Origin of the sequence: Aquabacterium sp. NJ1 (genome assembly GCF_000768065.1) — a bacterium.
In the GTDB taxonomy this organism is placed as follows: domain Bacteria; phylum Pseudomonadota; class Gammaproteobacteria; order Burkholderiales; family Burkholderiaceae_C; genus Aquabacterium.
Genome location: NZ_JRKM01000001.1, coordinates 2463950 through 2480614 on the forward strand (window position 1 = coordinate 2463950; position 16665 = coordinate 2480614).

Sequence of the window (16665 nt, forward strand, 5' to 3'; positions counted from 1 at the left end):
AGCCGCCGTGCGCTACCGTGGGGGGACGTGACAGATACAACTCACCCAGCGGGACACATGCGGGTGAGCGCGGTTGCACATCACATGAGGGTTCACGTGTCTTTCGAGCCTGGGGGCAACTCGCCTGATCAACAGGGGGCCCTTGCAACGCTCCTCGAAAGCCTGCGCAGTATAAATGTTTCAGGCCTCGTGTCCAGCCAGAATCACACGGTTTCGCCCGGCTGTTTTGCCTTTGTAGAGGGCCTGGTCGGCACGCGCCAGGGCCTGCTCGACGCTTTCGCCCCTGGCCAGCAGGCTCACCCCCAGCGTGATGCTGATGGGCACCAGCTGGTGGTGGTGGACCAGGTCGATCTGCGCAATGGCCTCGCGCACGCGCTCGGACACCTGCAGGGCTTCTTCCTCGTCGGTCGAGGGCAGCAGCATCAGGAACTCCTCGCCGCCCCAGCGGGCCACGTGGTCGACTTCGCGCACACCTTCGCGCAGGGCCTGGGCCACGGCCTTGAGGGCGGTGTCGCCGGTCTCGTGGCCATGCAGGTCGTTGATGCGTTTGAAGTGGTCGATGTCACCCAGCACCAGGGCCAGCGGGCGGCCGCCGCGCTCGAACACGGCGGCTTCGTGCTGGGCCACTTCCATGGCGAAGCGCCGGTTCTGCAGCTGGGTCAGGGGGTCGGTGCAGGCCTGCTGACGCAAGCTCGCCTCGGCATTGGCCACCAGGCGGTAGTAGGCCATGGCCAACATCGCCAGGATGACCAGGGTGCTGGCCTGGTTGAAGTAGTGCAGGCCTTGCAGCATGGGCTGAGGGATCACGTCCAGCGGCGTGGCGTTGCGAAAGATGAAATCGAGGGCCATGTACAGCACCCCGACGCCGGTCGCCACCACGGCCTTGAACCAACTCGCGTGGAAGTTGCTCAGGATGGTCACCGGCATGATGAGGATGATGTAGTAGTGAAAGCCGCTGTCCCAGCCGATGACGGCCACGGCCAGGATGCCGTGCAGCAGGATCTCACCGACGATCAGCACCATGGCGATCATGTGCCGCCCGTTCTGGATCAGCAGCGCCGACAGCACGTACACCAGCACGCTGGCCACGTTGGCGCGCGCCATCCAGGGCACGCCCACCGAGTCGAACAGGAAGATGAAGCTCAGGTGGGCCACGGCCGCGATGACGGTGACCAGCGTCAGCAAGCCCAGGAAAACACCCTTCGTGTTGGTGCCGCCCTGCAGGGTCTTGACGAGGTCCTGGATGTACTTCACGGAAACGCCCGGCCGCAGCCCGAAGAGGTGATATCGGGTTTTATCGGCAGACGAAATGGCGACTTGAGGCGGTCGCCAGCGCTTTATCGGGCGCTGTCGTCGTCAGGGCTGGCGCTGTCGCTGTCGCAGAAGGCTTCGTCGTCGATCAGGCATTCGGGCTGGGCTGCGTCGGGTTTGCCGCCGCGGGTGACCAGCTTGCTAGACAGCAGCGTCTCAACTTCGGCGTGGGGCACCAGCACCCACATGCGCCCCTTGTGCCTGGTGCGGCGGGCCTGCTTGCCCGCATCGGCGCCAAAGCCCCAGAAGTAGTCGGCACGCACGGCGCCCCGGATGGCCCCGCCCGTGTCCTGCGCGAACATCAGGCGCTGCATCTGGGGCTGGCGGCGGTCACCGCCTGCGGCATCCAGGAAGACGGGGTAGCCCAGGGGCAGCACGCGTGGGTCGACCGCCAGGGATCGGCCCGCGGTGAGCGGCACGCCCAGCGCGCCCACGGGGCCGGCCTGCATGGACTGGTCCGGCGCGGGGCGGAAGAAGACGTAGCTGGGGTCGCTGTCGAGCGCGCGGCTGCGTTGCTGCAGCAGCTTGCTGGTCAGGGGGTTGGCGCCCGGGATGGCGGGCATGCTCGACGGCGCCTGGGTGCCAGGCGGGCTTGACCGGGCGGGCTTCGGCGCACGGCCCTTGCTGGCCTGTGCCTGGGTCAACAAGTCATCCACCAGTTGCTGGGAGCCACCGCTTGCTTGGGACGACGTGGGCGCCGCGCCCGGTGTGGCCGAGGTGGCGCCGCTGGATGTGCCCAAGGCTTTGGTGCGCGCCACTGGCTTGGGCACGGTTTTGTGCGAGCCGGGGGGCGGCAAGAGGGCATCAACCGTGTCGGTCACGGCGGCATCGGTCGAGGCGGGGGCGGCAACCGGTGTGGGCGAGGCCTTGCGGGCGCCGCGTGTCAAAGGTTCGTCGGGCGTGGGTGAGGACGAGAATGAGGGCGCATCGGTTGGGCCTGCGGCATCGGCATCCGCATCGGCCTGCGCGCCACCCGCATCGGCCAGGTCGAAATGCTCGATCTCGTCGGCGATATCCGCTGCACCATCGGTGCGGGCGCCGCGGGTCTGCACGCGCTCATTGCCCGAGGCCGACAGCTGCATGGGCTTGAAGGGATGGCCGTTCTGATCGGCATAAGCCAGGCGCAGGATGCTGCCGTCGGCCATGCGGATGCGGCCCGCGCCCTGAATCTGCATGGCATACAGGGCGATGGGGTCGTCCACCCAGGCCAGCACGGGGGCATCCAGCGCGGCGCTGCGGTTGATGTCGGCGCGGGTGTAGTAAGGCAGGCCCTGCTTGCCCTGCACGCGCACACGCAGGCGGCGGTCCAGGGTGTCGAGCGTGAAGGCGCGCAGGTCCACGGCGATGGCACCGGGCTGACCAGCCTGGGTCGGCGTCAGCAGGCGGCCATTGGCGCGCACATAGGTCAGGCCCTTGCGCTGGCTGACGGGCACCGTCTTCCAATCCAGGAAGTACAGGTCATTGGGGATGCCGTAGACGGGCACGGCGAACCGGGCATCACGCTGGGCGCGGCCTTGCAGCAGGGGCTCGTAGTAGCCGGTGATCTCGCCTTCGCGTGTGCGGTCGGTGTTCTGCACGGTGAGCAAGGCGAACTCGCGCTCCATGAACTGGCGGCCGGCCTTGGGGTCCTTGATGGTCTTGACCTTGGCGCACAGCGGCTTCCAGGTGGGCTTGCGCTCCAGGGCCTTGCACGACTCCTTGAAGGCGGCCCAGGCTTCGCCCAGGTTGTCCTGCTGCCAGCCGGGCAGGCTGTCGAACGCACTGACCTTGAAGAGGGCGTGTTTGGTGGCGATGGACTGGCCTTGCGACCTTGCCGGAACGGGCGCCGCATCGGCCTGCACATCGGTTGCCCTGCCTGCAGCGATCTCAGGTGGCACCGCTGCCGCCTGATCCACCTTGGCCGGACCACTGGCACACCCCACCAGCGCCAGCAGCAACACACCCGCCGACAGCACACCGGGCCGGATCACGGGGGGAAACAGGTCAAACGGTTTGCGCAACATGCGCCGCATCTTGAAACCCCGCTCACACCACGGCAACTGACCTTGGTCAAAACGCCCGGCTTGTTACCTAAGTCACCGCGTCTCGCACGGGGGGGCCAGTATTCTCGACCGTTACTCATCCTTATGGTCATCTACCCCTCGTCTGGCATGCGCTTTCATCTGCCCTCACTCCCCCGCTGCTTGTCTGCTGCCGTGATCGGCGTGATGCTGGCCGGTTGCGCTGACGTTCCCATCCCCTTCATGAAGCCGGACCCCACCGTGGTCGAGGCCAAGGTGGTGGCGTCGCCGCAGGCCAACCCGGATGCCCGCAAGCGCCCCTCGCCGGTGGTGGTGCGCGTGTACGAACTCAAGGGCCGTGCGCAGTTCGATTCGGCCGACTTCATCTCGCTGTACGAGCGTGACAAGGACGTGCTGGGCAGTGACCTGGTCGTGCGTGACGAGTTCGTGCTCAAGCCCGGCGAGACCAAGGACCTCAACCGCAAGACGCAGCCCGACACCAAGTTCCTGGCGGTGCTGGTGGGCTTCCGTGACCTGGAGAAATCCCGCTCGCGCGCCATCGCCGCGGTGGAAGCCAACAAGACCAACCGTTGGGTGATCAAGATCGAGCCGCTGACCGTGGCCATCCTGCCCGCCCCGGCGAAGTGAAGCCGGGAATGAAGGCCCACGTGAAGCCCCAAGCAAAGCCCTTCAAGCAATACAAGGCAACTACATGAGCTGGCGCAACAAAGTCGTCTGGTCGCAGGGCATGTTCCTGCAACCGCACCATTTCCAGCAGGAGGCCCGCTACACCGAGCGCCTGATCGACAGCCGCGTGCGCGCCCTGTCACCGTTCGCCTGGGGCTTCACCGAGCTGCAGCTCGACGACAGCCTGCTCGCGCTGGGTCGCCTGGGCATCGCCCGCGCCAGCGGCATCTGGCCGGACGGCACGCCCTTTGCCATTCCCCAGCTGGACCCGGCCCCGGCCCCGCTGGACATCCCCGCCGACCTGAAGAACGAGGTGGTCTACCTGGCCCTGCCGGTGCAGCGCGAAGGCCTCAACGAGGCGGACTTCGGTGGTGATGCCGGCACGGGCGACGAACTGGCCCGCTTCGAAGCCCTGATCGAAGGCGTGCGCGACAACACCGACGCCACCGCCGAACCCGAAGAGATCCAGACCGGCCGCCTGCGCCTGCGCCTGCTGCGCGCCAAGGAGCTGACCGACGCCTACACCGTGCTGGGCTGCGCCCTGGTGGCCGAGCGCCGCAGCGACAACGCCGTGCTGCTGGACCGCGGCTACATCCCGCCCCAGGTGGTGTGTGATGCCAGCGGGCACCTGTCGTCGAGCCTGACGCTGCTGCACGGCCTGGTGCGCCAGCGCTCGCACGCCCTGGCCGGAAAAATGGGGCAGCTGGGGCATGGCGTGTCCGAGGTAGCGCAGTTCCTGCGGCTCCAACTGCTCAACCGCCATGAGCCGCTGCTGCGCCAGTACGCCAGCGCGCCCAATGTGCACCCGCACACGCTGTTCACCACCTGCCTGCAACTGGCCGGCGAGCTGTCCACCTTCCACACGGCGGCGCGCCGCTCGCCCGACTTCCCGCTGTACCAGCACGAGGACCTGCGCGGCTGCTTCACGCCCGTGTTCGAGGCCATCCGCGACATGCTCTCGGCGGTCGAGGAAGACAACGCCGTGCAAATCGAGCTGGTGGACCGCAAGTTCGGTGTGCGCACCGCCGTCGTGCCCGATCTGGAGATGGTGCGCACCGCCACCTTCGTGCTGGCCGTCAACGCCCAGATCCCCGGCGAGCAGTTGCGCACGCGCTTCCCGGCGCAGACCAAGGTCGGCCCGGTGGAAAGCATCAAGGAGCTCGTCAACTTCAACCTGGCCGGCATCACCTTGCGCGCGCTGCCTGTGGCGCCACGCCAGCTGCCCTTCCACGCCGGCTTCTTCTATTTCGAACTGGAGCGCGGTGGCGAGCTGTGGCAGAAGTTCGAAGCCAGCGGCAACCTGGCCCTGCATGTGGCCGGTGACTTCCCCGGCCTGGAGCTGGCCTTGTGGGCCATCCGCCGCTGACAGGCCGCTGCGACGCCGTTGAAACGCCACTGAGAAGCCGCTGACCCTGCGCCATTGAAAGACCGGCATGACCCAGCCACCCAACCAACCCCCGATCGACCCCTTTGCCTCGATCGACACTGGGCGCACCTTCGTGATGCCCACGCCGGGCCAGCGGCCAGCCGGCTCGCCCGCGCCCTTTGACAACCTGGCGCGCGGCGCCGATGTGGCCGCCGACCTGGCCGCCCCCGACACCGGCCTGAACCCGCTGGTGGCCCTGGCCAACCCGCTGCTGGCCCTGGTGCCGCAGATCCGCTCGACCACGCACCTGGCCGACCCGGCCGCGCTGAAGGAGTCCATGGCCGCCGGCCTGCGCGACTTCGAAGCCAAGGCCCGCGCCGCCGGCATCGCCAGCGAACGCGTGCTGGCGGCCCGCTACATCCTGTGCACGCTGCTGGACGAAGCCGCGGCCTCCACCCCCTGGGGCGGTTCGGGCCAGTGGGCGCGCCACAACCTGCTGGTCACCTTCCACAACGAGGCGTATGGCGGCGAAAAGGTCTTCCAGCTGATGGCCAAGCTGGCCGAAGACGTGCCCGCCAACCGCGACCTGCTCGAACTCATCTATGCCGTGATCACCATGGGCTTCGAGGGCCGCTACCGCGTGATCGAAGGCGGCAAGACCCAGCTGGACACCGTGCGCGACCGCCTGGCCCAGCTGCTCAAGCAAGCCCGTGGCGACTATGCCCAGCCGCTGGCGCAGAACTGGCAAGGCGCACCGCAGGCCCGCCGCCTGATGCTGTCGTGGCTGCCCCTGTGGGTGACGGGCGCCGTGAGCGCCCTGCTGCTGCTGGCCCTCTACCTGGGCCTGAGCTTTGCCCTGAGCGGCCACTCCGACCCGGTGTTTGGCGCCATCCAGAGCCTGCGCCTGGCCCCGCCTGTGCCGCCCACGCCCATCCCCGCGGCCAAGCCCCGCCTGGCGCAGTTCCTCCAGGCCGACATCCGCTCGGGCCTGGTGGCCGTCCGCGACGAGATCGACCGCAGCGTGATCACCCTGCGTGGCGACGGCCTGTTCGAGGCCGGCAGTGCCTCGCTGAGCGAGAACCGCGAAGCCATCATGAAGCGCATTGCCCAGGCCCTGGTCAACGTGCAAGGCAACATCCTCGTCACCGGCCACACGGACAACCAGCCCATCCGCTCGATGCGCTTCCCCTCCAACTGGCACCTGTCGCAAGAACGGGCCGACACCGTGCGGGACCTGCTGCAGGCCAATGGTGTGGCCAAGGAACGCATCCGCGCCGAAGGCCGGGCCGATGGCGAGCCCGTGGTGGACAACACCACGCCGGCCAACCGCGCCCTCAACCGCCGCGTGGAGGTGATCCTGTTCGTGGCCCGTGAGAACGCGGCAGCCAACGGCAACGCAGCCCAAGAGACCCAACCATGAAGAAGCTGCTGTCCTTCCTGTTCAACGGCACGGTGCTGGCCATCATCGGCCTGCTGGCCCTGTCGCTCGTCATCTGGATCGTGGGGCCGCTGATCGCGATTGGCACCGTGCGCCCGCTGGAATCGGTCTGGTCCCGCCTGATCCTGATCGGCCTGATCGTGGGCATCTACGTGCTGGTCAAGGTCATCGGTGCCATCCGCGCCAAAAAGGCCAACCAGGCCGTTGTCAACCAGCTGATGGAGCCCGCCCCCAAAGGCGCCGATGCCCCGCCCGAAGCGCCTGAAGTCAAGCTGCTGCGCGAGCGTTTCGAGAAGGGCATGGAGACGCTCAAGAACGCCCGCTTCGAAACGCACAAAGGGGTGTGGGCGGGCATGAAAGCCCGCGCCGGCAAGCGCTACCTGTACGAGCTGCCCTGGTACATCATCATCGGCGCGCCGGGTTCGGGCAAGACCACGGCGCTGCTGAACTCGGGCCTGCGCTTCCCGCTGGCGACACCTGGCAGCGGCGCACAAGGCCTGCCCGGCGTGGCCGGCACGCGCAACTGCGACTGGTGGTTCACCGACCAGGCCGTGCTGCTGGACACCGCCGGCCGCTACACCACGCAAGACAGCGACCACCAGGCCGACCAGACCGCGTGGAACGGCTTCCTGGGCCTGCTCAAGCGCGCCCGCCCACGCCAGCCCGTCAACGGCGTGCTGGTGACCGTGTCCGTGCCCGATCTGCTGACCAAGTCTGCCGCCGAACGCCAGGCCCAGGCCGCCGCCGTGCGCACCCGCCTGCAGGAGCTGCACGAGCAGCTGGGCGTGCGCTTCCCCATCTACCTGATGGTGACCAAGTGCGACCTGCTGTCCGGCTTCATGGACACCCTGGGCGAGCTGGACCGCGACACGCGCGCCACGCCCTGGGGCTTCACCTTCAAGCTCGATGAGCAGCAACACAGTGACGCATCGGCCTTCCTGCCCGAGTTCGACGCGCTTGAAAAGCGCCTGACCGACGGCCTGATCGACCGCCTGCAGCTGGAGCACGACCCGGCCCGCCGCGCCCGCATCTACGCCTTCCCGCAGCAGTTCGGCGGCCTGCGCAATGTGCTCAAGTCCTTTGTGGACGATGTGTTCTCGCCGTCGCAGTTCGAAGCCAACCCGCTGATCCGCGGTGTGTACTTCATCAGCGGCACGCAGGAAGGCACGCCGCTGGACCGCATGCTGGGCAGCATCGCCCGCAGCTACCGGCTGGAGCGCACCGTGCTGCCGCCCAACAAGGCCAGCGGCAAGGCCTTCTTCCTGGAGCGCCTGCTCAATGACGTGGTGTTCGCCGAAAGCGAACTGGGTGGCACCAACCTGAAGTGGGAGCGCCGCCGCGGCCTGATGGCCCTGGCTGGTTACGCCACCATCGGCGTGCTGGCCACGGCCCTGCTGGTGGCCTGGGGCGTGAGCTTCTTCAACAACCGCGCTTACGTGAACGCGGTGAGCCAGCGTGAACAGGCGGTGCGTTCACTGCTGCAGACCACGCCCAACCGCGCCTCGTCCGACATCCTGGTGCTGATGCCCGCGCTCAAGGCCACGCGTGACCTGGCCGTGGGCGACAGCGACCGTGAGGTGCCCTGGTCGCTCGGCTGGGGCCTGTACCAAGGCAAGAAGCTGGACTCGGCCTCGCGCCAGGCCTATGAGCGCATGCTGGTGGACGCCCTGCTGCCGCGCATCGCCCTGCGCGTGGAAGACCAGGTCAAGACCAGCATCGACAACCCCGAGTTGCAGTACGAGGCCCTCAAGGCTTACGTGATGCTGCATGACCCTGACCACTTCGACCCCAAGGCGCTGAAGTCCTACTTCATGGCCGACTGGGATCAGAACCTGCCGCGCAGCGTCACCACCGAGCAGCGGGCCGAGCTCAATGGCTATCTGGATGACCTGCTGGCCCAGGGCCCGGCCGTGTCGCCCCTGCCGGAAGACCGCAAGCTGGTGGACAGCACCCGGGCCCGCCTGGTGGCCATCCCCCTGGCGCAACGCGTGTACTACCGATTGAAGCAGCAAGGCGTGGGGGAAGACATCCCCGAGTTCACCGTGGCCAAGGCCGCGGGCAACAGCGCGGCCCTCGTGTTCATGCGGGCCAGCGGCGCACCACTGACCAAGGGCGTGCCCGGCCTGTTCACGTTTGACGGCTATCACAAGGGCTTCCAGCCGCAGGTGGAGCAAGCCACCAAGCAACTGAGCGAGGAAGAGACCTGGGTGCTGGGCGTGCAGGACAGCGCCCGTTCGCAATCCCTGCGTGACCCGACCGCGCTGCGCCGCCTGACCGACGACGTGCGCCAGATCTACCTCACCGAGTACGCCACGATCTGGGAAGGCTTCATCGCCGACATCCGCATGCTGCCCTCCGACAGCCTGCCCAAGGCCGTGCAGATGGCGCGTGTGCTGTCCAGCCCTGAATCGCCTTTGAAGCCCTTGCTGACGGCGCTGTCGCACGAGACCACGCTGAGCTTGTCCGAGAGCAAGTCGCTCATCGACAAGGCGCAGGACAAGGCCGAAAGCACGCTGGACAAGTCCCGCGCCGAGATCGCCAAGCTCTTTGGTGACAAGCCTGCGCCCAACGCCGTGGCCGATGGCCGGCGCATCGAGTCCATCGTGGACGACCGCTTCGTGGCCCTGCGCGAGATGGTCACCAGCCCCGATGGCAAGAGCCCCGCGCCCATCGACGGCACGATCGGCCTGATCAACGAGGTCTACACCTTGCTGACCGCCACCGAGACGGCCGTGCAAGGCGGCAATGTGCCCCCACCCAGCGACGTGCCCAACAAGGTCAAGGCCGAAGCCGCCCGCCTGCCCGAGCCCATCCGTTCGTTGCTCAACACCTTGTCGGTCAGTGGCACTGCGGCCGCGCTGGACGCCACCCGCGCCAACCTGGGGCAGGCCATCAAGTCGCAGATCGGCGAGTTCTGCCAGCAGGCGATTGCGGGCCGCTACCCGTTTGCGCGCGGCAGCAGCCGCGATGTCACGCAGGATGACTTCGCCCGCATGTTCGCGCCCGGCGGCCTGATTGACAGCTTCTTCCAGCAGCAGCTCGCCCGCTTCGTGGACACGTCCACGCGGCCATGGAGCTTCCGCAAGCTCGAAGGCGCCACCATGGGCACGGACAGCGGCACGCTGGCGCAGTTCCAGCGCGCGGCCGCCATCCGCGACACCTTCTTCCGTGCGGGTGGCAACCAGCCGGGCCTGCGCCTGGACTTCCGCCCCTTCGAGATGGACGCCACCATCACCCAGTTCACGCTGGACGTGGACGGCCAACTGGTGAAATACGCCCACGGCCCGCAGATCCCGGCCACCGTGCAATGGCCCGGCCCGCGTGGCAGCTCGCTGGTGCGCGTCTCGCTGGCCCCGCCCGGCCCCGGTGACAACGCCATCGTGACCGAAGGCCCATGGGCGCTGTTCCGCCTGTTCGACCGCATGAGCCTGAGCCCCGCGGGCGCGCCCGAGCGCTTCAACGTGGTGTTCAATGTGGGCGGGCGCAAGGCCACGTTCACGGTCACGTCCAGCAGCGTGCAGAACCCCTTCCGCCTGCCGGAGCTGAGCAGCTTCTCCTGCCCTGGAGGCCTGTGATGATGTCGGCGGGTGGTTCGGCCGTGGGTTCGACATGTGGCTGGTTCGGCAAGATCGCCTCGCTGGGTGACTTCAGCGCCCGGCGCCTGCCGCCCGAGTTCGTGCAGCGCTGCGATGACTGGTTGTCGCGCGGCGTGCAGACCAGCCGCGCGCAACTGGGCGAACGCTGGCTCAACACCTACCTGACCGCCCCCATCTGGCGCTTCGCCTGGAGCCCCGGTATCGCAGGCCCCCACTGGTGGATGGGCGTGATGATGCCCAGCGTGGACAGCGTGGGCCGCTACTTCCCCCTGGTCGTGGCCCAGGCCAGCGCCTACGCACCAGACTCCGGCCAGGACCACACCGCCTTGCAGCGCTGGATGGACCACGTGGCCCAGGCCGCCATGAGCACCCTGCATGCAGGCGCCCAGGTCGACGCCTTCGAGGCCCGGCTGATGGACGCCCCCACCTGGCAGGCCGCGCCCCCCGTTGGCGCGCCCAATCTGCAACGCCTGGTCGGGCGCGACCGCTACCAGGGCGCGCCGCACCCCTCGCTCAGCCATTGGCTGGAAGGCGTGGCGGGCATGAGCCTGCATCAGCAGGTGCAAGGCCAGAGCCTGTGGTGGCTGCCCGATTCGGGCCATGGCAGTGGTAGCCTGAGCCTGGGCCCGGGCTTGCCCGGCCAAGACCATTTCGTCGAACTGCTGCAAGGCAGCTGGTAACCCGTTTCAGCGCTGCCTGCGTTGCCCTCGCCCCATGAGCCAAGCCGAATCCGCCCAACCCCAGCCCGCCACGCCCTCTTCCAGCAGTCCCAGGCCGGCCGCTGGCGGCCACAGCGGCAACGCCCTGCCCATCGGCCACCGCCTGCACGAGTTCGAGATCACCGGCCTGGTGGGTGAAGGCGGCTTCGGCATCGTCTACCTGGCGCACGACACGCAACTCGAACGCGTGGTCGCCATCAAGGAGTACATGCCCGGCTCGCTGGCCACACGTGCGGGTGACCTGTCCGTCACCGTCAAGTCCGAGCGCCAGCGCGACACCTTCACGCTGGGCATGCGCAGCTTCGTCAACGAAGCCAAGCTGCTGGCCTCGTTCGACCACCCCGCGCTGATCAAGGTCTATCGCTTCTGGGAAGAAAACGGCACCGCCTACATGGTGATGCCCTACTACCAGGGCCCCACCTTCAAGACCTGGTTGCGCGAGCAGCAGCAGCCGCCCGACGAGGCCTGGCTCAAGGGCATGCTCGGCCCCCTGATCGACGCGCTGGAAGTGATCCACGCCGACCACTGCTACCACCGCGACATCGCGCCCGACAACATCCTGCTGCTGGGCCTCAACAAGCCCTTGCTGCTGGACTTCGGCGCCGCCCGCCGCGTGATCGGCGACGCCACGCAGGCCCTGACCGTCATCCTCAAGCCGGGCTACGCGCCCATCGAGCAGTACGCCGAAGTGCCCTCGATGAAGCAGGGCCCGTGGACCGACGTCTACGCCCTGTGCGCGGTGCTGTATGCCGCCATCCTGGGCAAGGCGCCGCCGCCCTCGGTGGGCCGCATGATGAAGGACGACATGACGCCGATCTCGCAAGCTGCGCTCGGCCGTTATTCCGCGCCCTTCCTCGCTGCCATCGACGCCGGCCTGACCGTGCACCCCGAGCAGCGCCTGCAGAACATGGCCGCCTTGCGCGAGCGCCTGTTTGCCACCGAGCTGCCACCTGGCGCCACGCCACCCGCCCCCGCCAATGAGGACGACGAGCGCACGGTGATGATGCCCGCTGGCATGGACGCGGCCACCCTGGTGACGCAGGCCAAGCAGCAGACACAGATGACGGCGATGGCCGCCACGGCGACCGGCTTCCCGGCCACGCAGGTGGCGCAGGCGTCCAACGCCGCCACACCGGCGACCACGGGGGCCCCCACGGCCACATCGAGCCCGTCATCGGCAAGCACATCGACCACCGCCCCCGGCGGCGGCCTCAACAAGCTCTGGATCGCGCTGGCCGCGCTCGGCCTGGCCGGTGGTGGTGGCGCCTGGTTCATGACCCGCTCGCACCAGGCTGGCCCGGCCACGGCAGGCGACAGCGCCTCACAAGTGGCACAGGCGGCATCCAACACCGCCAGCGACACCTCGGCCAGCACGGCCACCAGCACATCGGCCAACACCGCCTCCGCCACGCCCCCCGCGATGCCCGCCCAGCGCGACCCCTTCACCATCGTGGCCGCGCTGGAAGACATCGTGCGCAACGCCGACCCGCTGATGGCCGTCAACACCTTGACCGACAAGTCACAGCTGCTCATCGGCAAGGACAAGCTGCTGTTCCAGGTCAAGTCCAGTGTGCCCGGCTACCTGTATGTCTACCTGGCCGGCACGGACCAGAACCACTTCTACCTGCTCTTCCCCAACGCGCTGGACAAGAACAACCGCATCGAGGCCGACAAGCTGGTGGAGCTGCCCCGCAAGGGCTGGCACATCACCGCCGGCGGCCCGCCCGGCGTAGACCACATCGTGACCATGGTCTCGCCCTACCCGCGCGACCTGAGCGCGCTGCACCTCAACACCACGGACACCATCCCCGAGTTCGACATGGCCCAGGCCGCCCAAGCCTGGGCCGAGCACAAGGGCCCGGGCAGCCCCTTCGTGCCACCGGCCTTGTGCGAAGGCACCACCACGCCCCCCACGCCTTGCGATCAACGTTATGGCGCCACACTGGTCCACATCGAGGAAGTGGCCACACGCTGACCACAGCCATCACGAATCTGCTGACACGGCGCCCGGACAGGCACACAATCGGCAAATAACCGGTGACAAGACGGCTGTATCCCCGCATCCCGGGGCAGTTCACAAGGAGACAATCCCACCGGGCAGGTCCACCCCGCCCGGCCCCGCTTCTTGAGCCCACCCGCACCGCTTGATGACCCAACCTGCGCCTCTGCCCGCCAACGAAGTACAGCGTCTGTCGCGTTTGCGCGAGCTGGCCGTTCTGGACAGCGCGCCCGAACCCCTGTTCGACACGCTCACGCAGCTGGCTGCCAGCACCTGTGGTGTGCCCATCGCCCTGGTCAGCCTCATTGACACGGGCCGGCAATGGTTCAAGGCCCGCGTGGGCCTGCCAGCGGTCACCGAGACCCCGCGCGACATCTCCTTTTGCGCCCATGCCATCCTGGAAGATGACGTGATGGAAGTGGCCGATGCCACGCGCGACCCGCGCTTTGTGCACAACCCGCTGGTCACCGGCGAGCCCGGCATCCGCTTCTACGCCGGCGCCCCCATCAAGCTGCCCGATGGCTCGCGCATCGGCACGCTGTGCGTGATCGACCGGCAGCCCCGCATCCTGTCGAGCAAACAGCGCCAGACCCTGCAGCACCTGGCCCAGATCGCCGCCGACGCCCTGCTCCTGCGCGAACGCACGCTGAACCGTGCCCTGCAAGCCAGCCAGGGTCTGGCCGCCGAGATCGCCAACAACGAAGCCTTGTACCGCGCCATTGTCGAAGACCAGACCGAGCTGATCTCGCTGGCCGACACCCAAGGCCGGCTGACCTTTGTGAACGCGGCCTACAGCCGCCAGTACGGCAAGCCCACGCAGGCCCTCATCGGCACCAGCTTCTACGACTACATCCCCGAAGACGAGCGCGAGGCAGTGCGAGCCCACATCCAGCGCCTGCTGGACACCCGCGAGCCCCTGCAAGACGAAAACCGCACCGTGGCCGCCAATGGCGAACTGCGCTGGATGGCCTGGACCAACCGCGTGATCTGCGACGAGCACGGCCAGGTCACCGGCATCCACTCTGTGGGCCGCGACATCACCGAGCGCAAGCTGGCCGAATACTCGCTGCAGGAGAGCAAGGCCCGTCTGCGTTCGCTGTACGAGTCCACGCCGGCCATGCTGCACTCCATCGACAGCCACGGCATCTTGCTCACGGTGAGCGATACCTGGCTGGCCAAGATGGGCTACACGCGCGAAGAGGTCATCGGGCGCTCATCGGCGGATTTCCTCGTGCCCTCGTCCTATGAGTACGCGCGCAACGTGGTGCTGCCGCGCTACCTGCTCACCGGCCGCTGCGACAACGTCGAGTACCAGATGGTGCGCAAGGACGGCAGCCTCATCGACGTGCGCCTGTCGGCCATCATGGAGCGCGAGGCCGATGGCCAGCCTGGCCGCTCGCTGGCCATCCTGGAAGACATCACCGAAAAGCACGCCGTGGAGGCCGCGCTGCATGCCAACCAGGAACGCCTGACCCTGGCCACGCAGGCCAATGAAATCGGCATCTGGGAGCTGACCTTGCCCGATGGCAGGCTCACCTGGAGCGACATGATGTTCACCATCTTCGGCCTGCCACGCGAGCACTTCACCGGCCGCATCGAAGACTGGGCGCAATGCATCCACCCCGATGACCTGGAGTACACCAGCCGGGAGCTGACCGCCGCCATCAAGGGCCACAAGGCGATGGACTTCGACTTCCGCGTGCGCCACCCCAATGGCAATGTGCGTTATGTGTACGGGCGCGCCACCGTGTTCCGCGACGGCAAGGGCCGCGCCACACGCGTGCTGGGCACCAACTACGACGTCACCGAGCGCAAGCGCATGGAGCGCGAACTCGCCGAAAAGCACGAGCTGCTGCGCGTGACCCTGCACTCCATCGGCGACGCCGTGATCACCACCGATGCCCATGGCCGCGTGCAATGGCTCAACCCCGTGGCCGAGCGCATGACGGGCTGGCCCAATGAGGCCGCGCGTGACCAGCCCCTGGGCCAGGTCTTTCACATCGTCAACGAACTCACGCGCGAGCCCGAGGTCAACCCCTTCGAGCGCTGCCTGGCCGAAGACCTGCACATCGGCCAGCTGGACCAGACCCTGCTGATTTCGCGCACTGGCGTCGAATACGGCATCGAGGACTCGGCCGCGCCCATCCGCGATGAAGACGGCACCATGCTGGGCGTGGTCCTGGTCTTCCATGACGTGACCGAGCAGCGCCGCATGGGCCACGAGATGAACTTCCGCGCCACGCACGATGAGCTGACCGGGCTGGTCAACCGTGCAGAGTTCGACAAGCGCCTCACCCGCGTGCTGAGCGAGGCCCATGAACACGACAGCGCGCACGCGCTCATGTACATCGACCTGGACCAGTTCAAGCTCGTCAACGACGCCTGCGGCCACAGCGTGGGCGACCAGTTGCTGTGCCAGGTCACCAGCCTGCTGCAAGGCTGCGTGCGCGCACGTGACACGCTGGCGCGCCTGGGTGGCGATGAATTCGGCGTGATCCTGGAGCACTGCAATGTGGACCAGGCCCACCGCGTGGCGCAAGACATCTGCGACCAGATGAGCGAGTTCCGCTTCATCCACGATGGGCGGCGTTTCCGCATTGGCACCAGCATCGGCCTGGTGCCGCTGGACAAACGCTGGGCCACCACCGCCTCCGTGCTGCAGGCGGCCGACACCTCGTGTTATGCCGCCAAAGAGGCCGGCCGCAACCGCGTGCACGCCTGGTACGACACCGACCAGGCCATGCGTGCCCGCAAAGGCGAGATGCAGTGGGCCAGCCGGCTGGAGCAGGCGCTCGACGAGAACCGCTTCATCCTCTACGGCCAGCGCATCGCGCCCATCCACCACGATGCCCGGGGCCTGCACTGCGAAGTGCTGCTGCGCCTGAAAGACACCGATGGCAGCATCATCCCGCCCGGCGCCTTCCTGCCCGCGGCCGAGCGCTTCCACATGGCTTCACGCATCGACCGCTGGGTGGTGCGCCACGTTTTCGAGTGGCTGGCCAGCCAGGGCGAGGCGCTCGACCAGATCGACACCATCGCCGTCAACCTGTCGGGCCAGTCCATCAGCGACCCGAGCTTCCACCACTTCATGCAGGAGCTGATCACCGAAACCTCGGTGGACGTGCGCAAGCTCTGCCTGGAGATCACCGAGACCTCGGCCATCACCAACCTGGCCGATGCGGGCGCCTTCATCGAAGGCATGCGCCAGCGCGGCGTGCGCATGGCGCTGGATGACTTCGGCTCGGGTGCCTCGTCCTTTGGCTACCTCAAGAACCTGCCGGTGGACTACCTCAAGATCGACGGCCAGTTCATCAAAGCCCTGGTACATGACCCGCTCGACCAGGCCACCGTGCGCTGCTTTTGCGAAGTGGCGCGTGTGCTGGGCATCAAGACCATCGCCGAGTTCGTGGAAACCGAAGCCACGCTGCATGAGTTGCGCAAACTCGGCGTGGACCATGCCCAGGGCTACCTGATCCACAAGCCGCAACCGCTGGTTGAATTGCTGAGCCGCGTCACCTGCACCACGGGCTGAGCGCTTGCACGCACACG

General features: G+C 67.6%; 9 protein-coding genes and 1 riboswitch. Of the genes, 7 read left to right on the forward strand and 2 right to left on the reverse strand.

The annotated features are described in order from the left end of the window. Nucleotides 1-58 precede the first annotated feature (58 nt). A riboswitch (S-adenosyl-L-homocysteine riboswitch) is annotated at nucleotides 59-162 on the reverse strand. Nucleotides 163-180: 18 nt separating this feature from the next. Both JY96_RS10600 and JY96_RS23900 read right to left on the reverse strand, forming a co-directional pair. Beyond that, nucleotides 181-1254, reverse strand: a complete 1074-nt coding sequence (locus JY96_RS10600) for a diguanylate cyclase (protein WP_052162390.1) — start codon at nucleotides 1252-1254, stop codon at nucleotides 181-183. An 83-nt stretch (nucleotides 1255-1337) separates the two neighbouring features. Then, entirely contained in the window at nucleotides 1338-3314 is a 1977-nt protein-coding gene (locus JY96_RS23900; RefSeq protein ID WP_161784299.1) for an MltA domain-containing protein, read from the reverse strand. Nucleotides 3315-3437: 123 nt separating this feature from the next. On the opposite strand from JY96_RS23900, the gene tssJ reads away from it, so the two are divergent. The 7 genes from tssJ to JY96_RS22830 all read left to right on the forward strand — a co-directional run bounded on the left by tssJ (nucleotide 3438) and on the right by JY96_RS22830 (nucleotide 16648). Beyond that, a complete protein-coding gene (gene tssJ / locus JY96_RS10610) occupies nucleotides 3438-3959 on the forward strand; it encodes a type VI secretion system lipoprotein TssJ (RefSeq protein ID WP_081961184.1) in 522 nt (173 codons plus the stop codon). 64 nt (nucleotides 3960-4023) lie between these two features. Beyond that, complete coding sequence (gene tssK, locus JY96_RS10615) at nucleotides 4024-5364, forward strand: type VI secretion system baseplate subunit TssK (RefSeq protein WP_035037260.1); 1341 nt, start codon at nucleotides 4024-4026, stop codon at nucleotides 5362-5364. A 67-nt stretch (nucleotides 5365-5431) separates the two neighbouring features. Next, nucleotides 5432-6784 (forward strand): DotU family type VI secretion system protein, encoded by a 1353-nt coding sequence (locus tag JY96_RS10620; RefSeq protein ID WP_035037263.1) that lies wholly within the window; start codon nucleotides 5432-5434, stop codon nucleotides 6782-6784. After that, nucleotides 6781-10377 carry a type VI secretion system membrane subunit TssM gene (gene tssM, locus JY96_RS10625; protein WP_035037264.1) on the forward strand — a complete coding sequence of 1199 codons (3597 nt, stop codon included), beginning with the start codon at nucleotides 6781-6783 and terminating at the stop codon, nucleotides 10375-10377. Before JY96_RS10620 ends, tssM begins: the two co-directional genes overlap by 4 nt. Beyond that, on the forward strand, nucleotides 10377-11078 hold the full coding sequence (tagF, locus tag JY96_RS22230) for a type VI secretion system-associated protein TagF (RefSeq protein WP_052162392.1): 702 nt from the start codon (nucleotides 10377-10379) through the stop codon (nucleotides 11076-11078). Before tssM ends, tagF begins: the two co-directional genes overlap by 1 nt. Nucleotides 11079-11112: 34 nt before the next feature. Next, the gene (locus JY96_RS23580; RefSeq protein ID WP_052162393.1) at nucleotides 11113-13092 is read left to right on the forward strand and encodes a serine/threonine-protein kinase; all 1980 of its coding nucleotides are present in this window, start codon (nucleotides 11113-11115) and stop codon (nucleotides 13090-13092) included. Between the two features lie 172 nt (nucleotides 13093-13264). Next, nucleotides 13265-16648, forward strand: coding sequence for a PAS domain S-box protein (locus tag JY96_RS22830; protein ID WP_081961185.1), 3384 nt, complete (start codon nucleotides 13265-13267; stop codon nucleotides 16646-16648). Nucleotides 16649-16665: the final 17 nt, after the last annotated feature.

Coding starts and splice junctions, on each gene's coding strand:
- tssK (WP_035037260.1), top strand. CDS start 4,024: ATGAGCTGGCGCAACAAAGTCGTCTGGTCGCAGGGCATGTTCCTGCAA.
- tssJ (WP_081961184.1), top strand. CDS start 3,438: ATGGTCATCTACCCCTCGTCTGGCATGCGCTTTCATCTGCCCTCACTC.
- JY96_RS22830 (WP_081961185.1), top strand. CDS start 13,265: ATGACCCAACCTGCGCCTCTGCCCGCCAACGAAGTACAGCGTCTGTCG.
- JY96_RS23900 (WP_161784299.1), bottom strand. CDS start 3,314: ATGTTGCGCAAACCGTTTGACCTGTTTCCCCCCGTGATCCGGCCCGGT.
- JY96_RS10620 (WP_035037263.1), top strand. CDS start 5,432: ATGACCCAGCCACCCAACCAACCCCCGATCGACCCCTTTGCCTCGATC.
- tagF (WP_052162392.1), top strand. CDS start 10,377: ATGATGTCGGCGGGTGGTTCGGCCGTGGGTTCGACATGTGGCTGGTTC.
- JY96_RS23580 (WP_052162393.1), top strand. CDS start 11,113: ATGAGCCAAGCCGAATCCGCCCAACCCCAGCCCGCCACGCCCTCTTCC.
- tssM (WP_035037264.1), top strand. CDS start 6,781: ATGAAGAAGCTGCTGTCCTTCCTGTTCAACGGCACGGTGCTGGCCATC.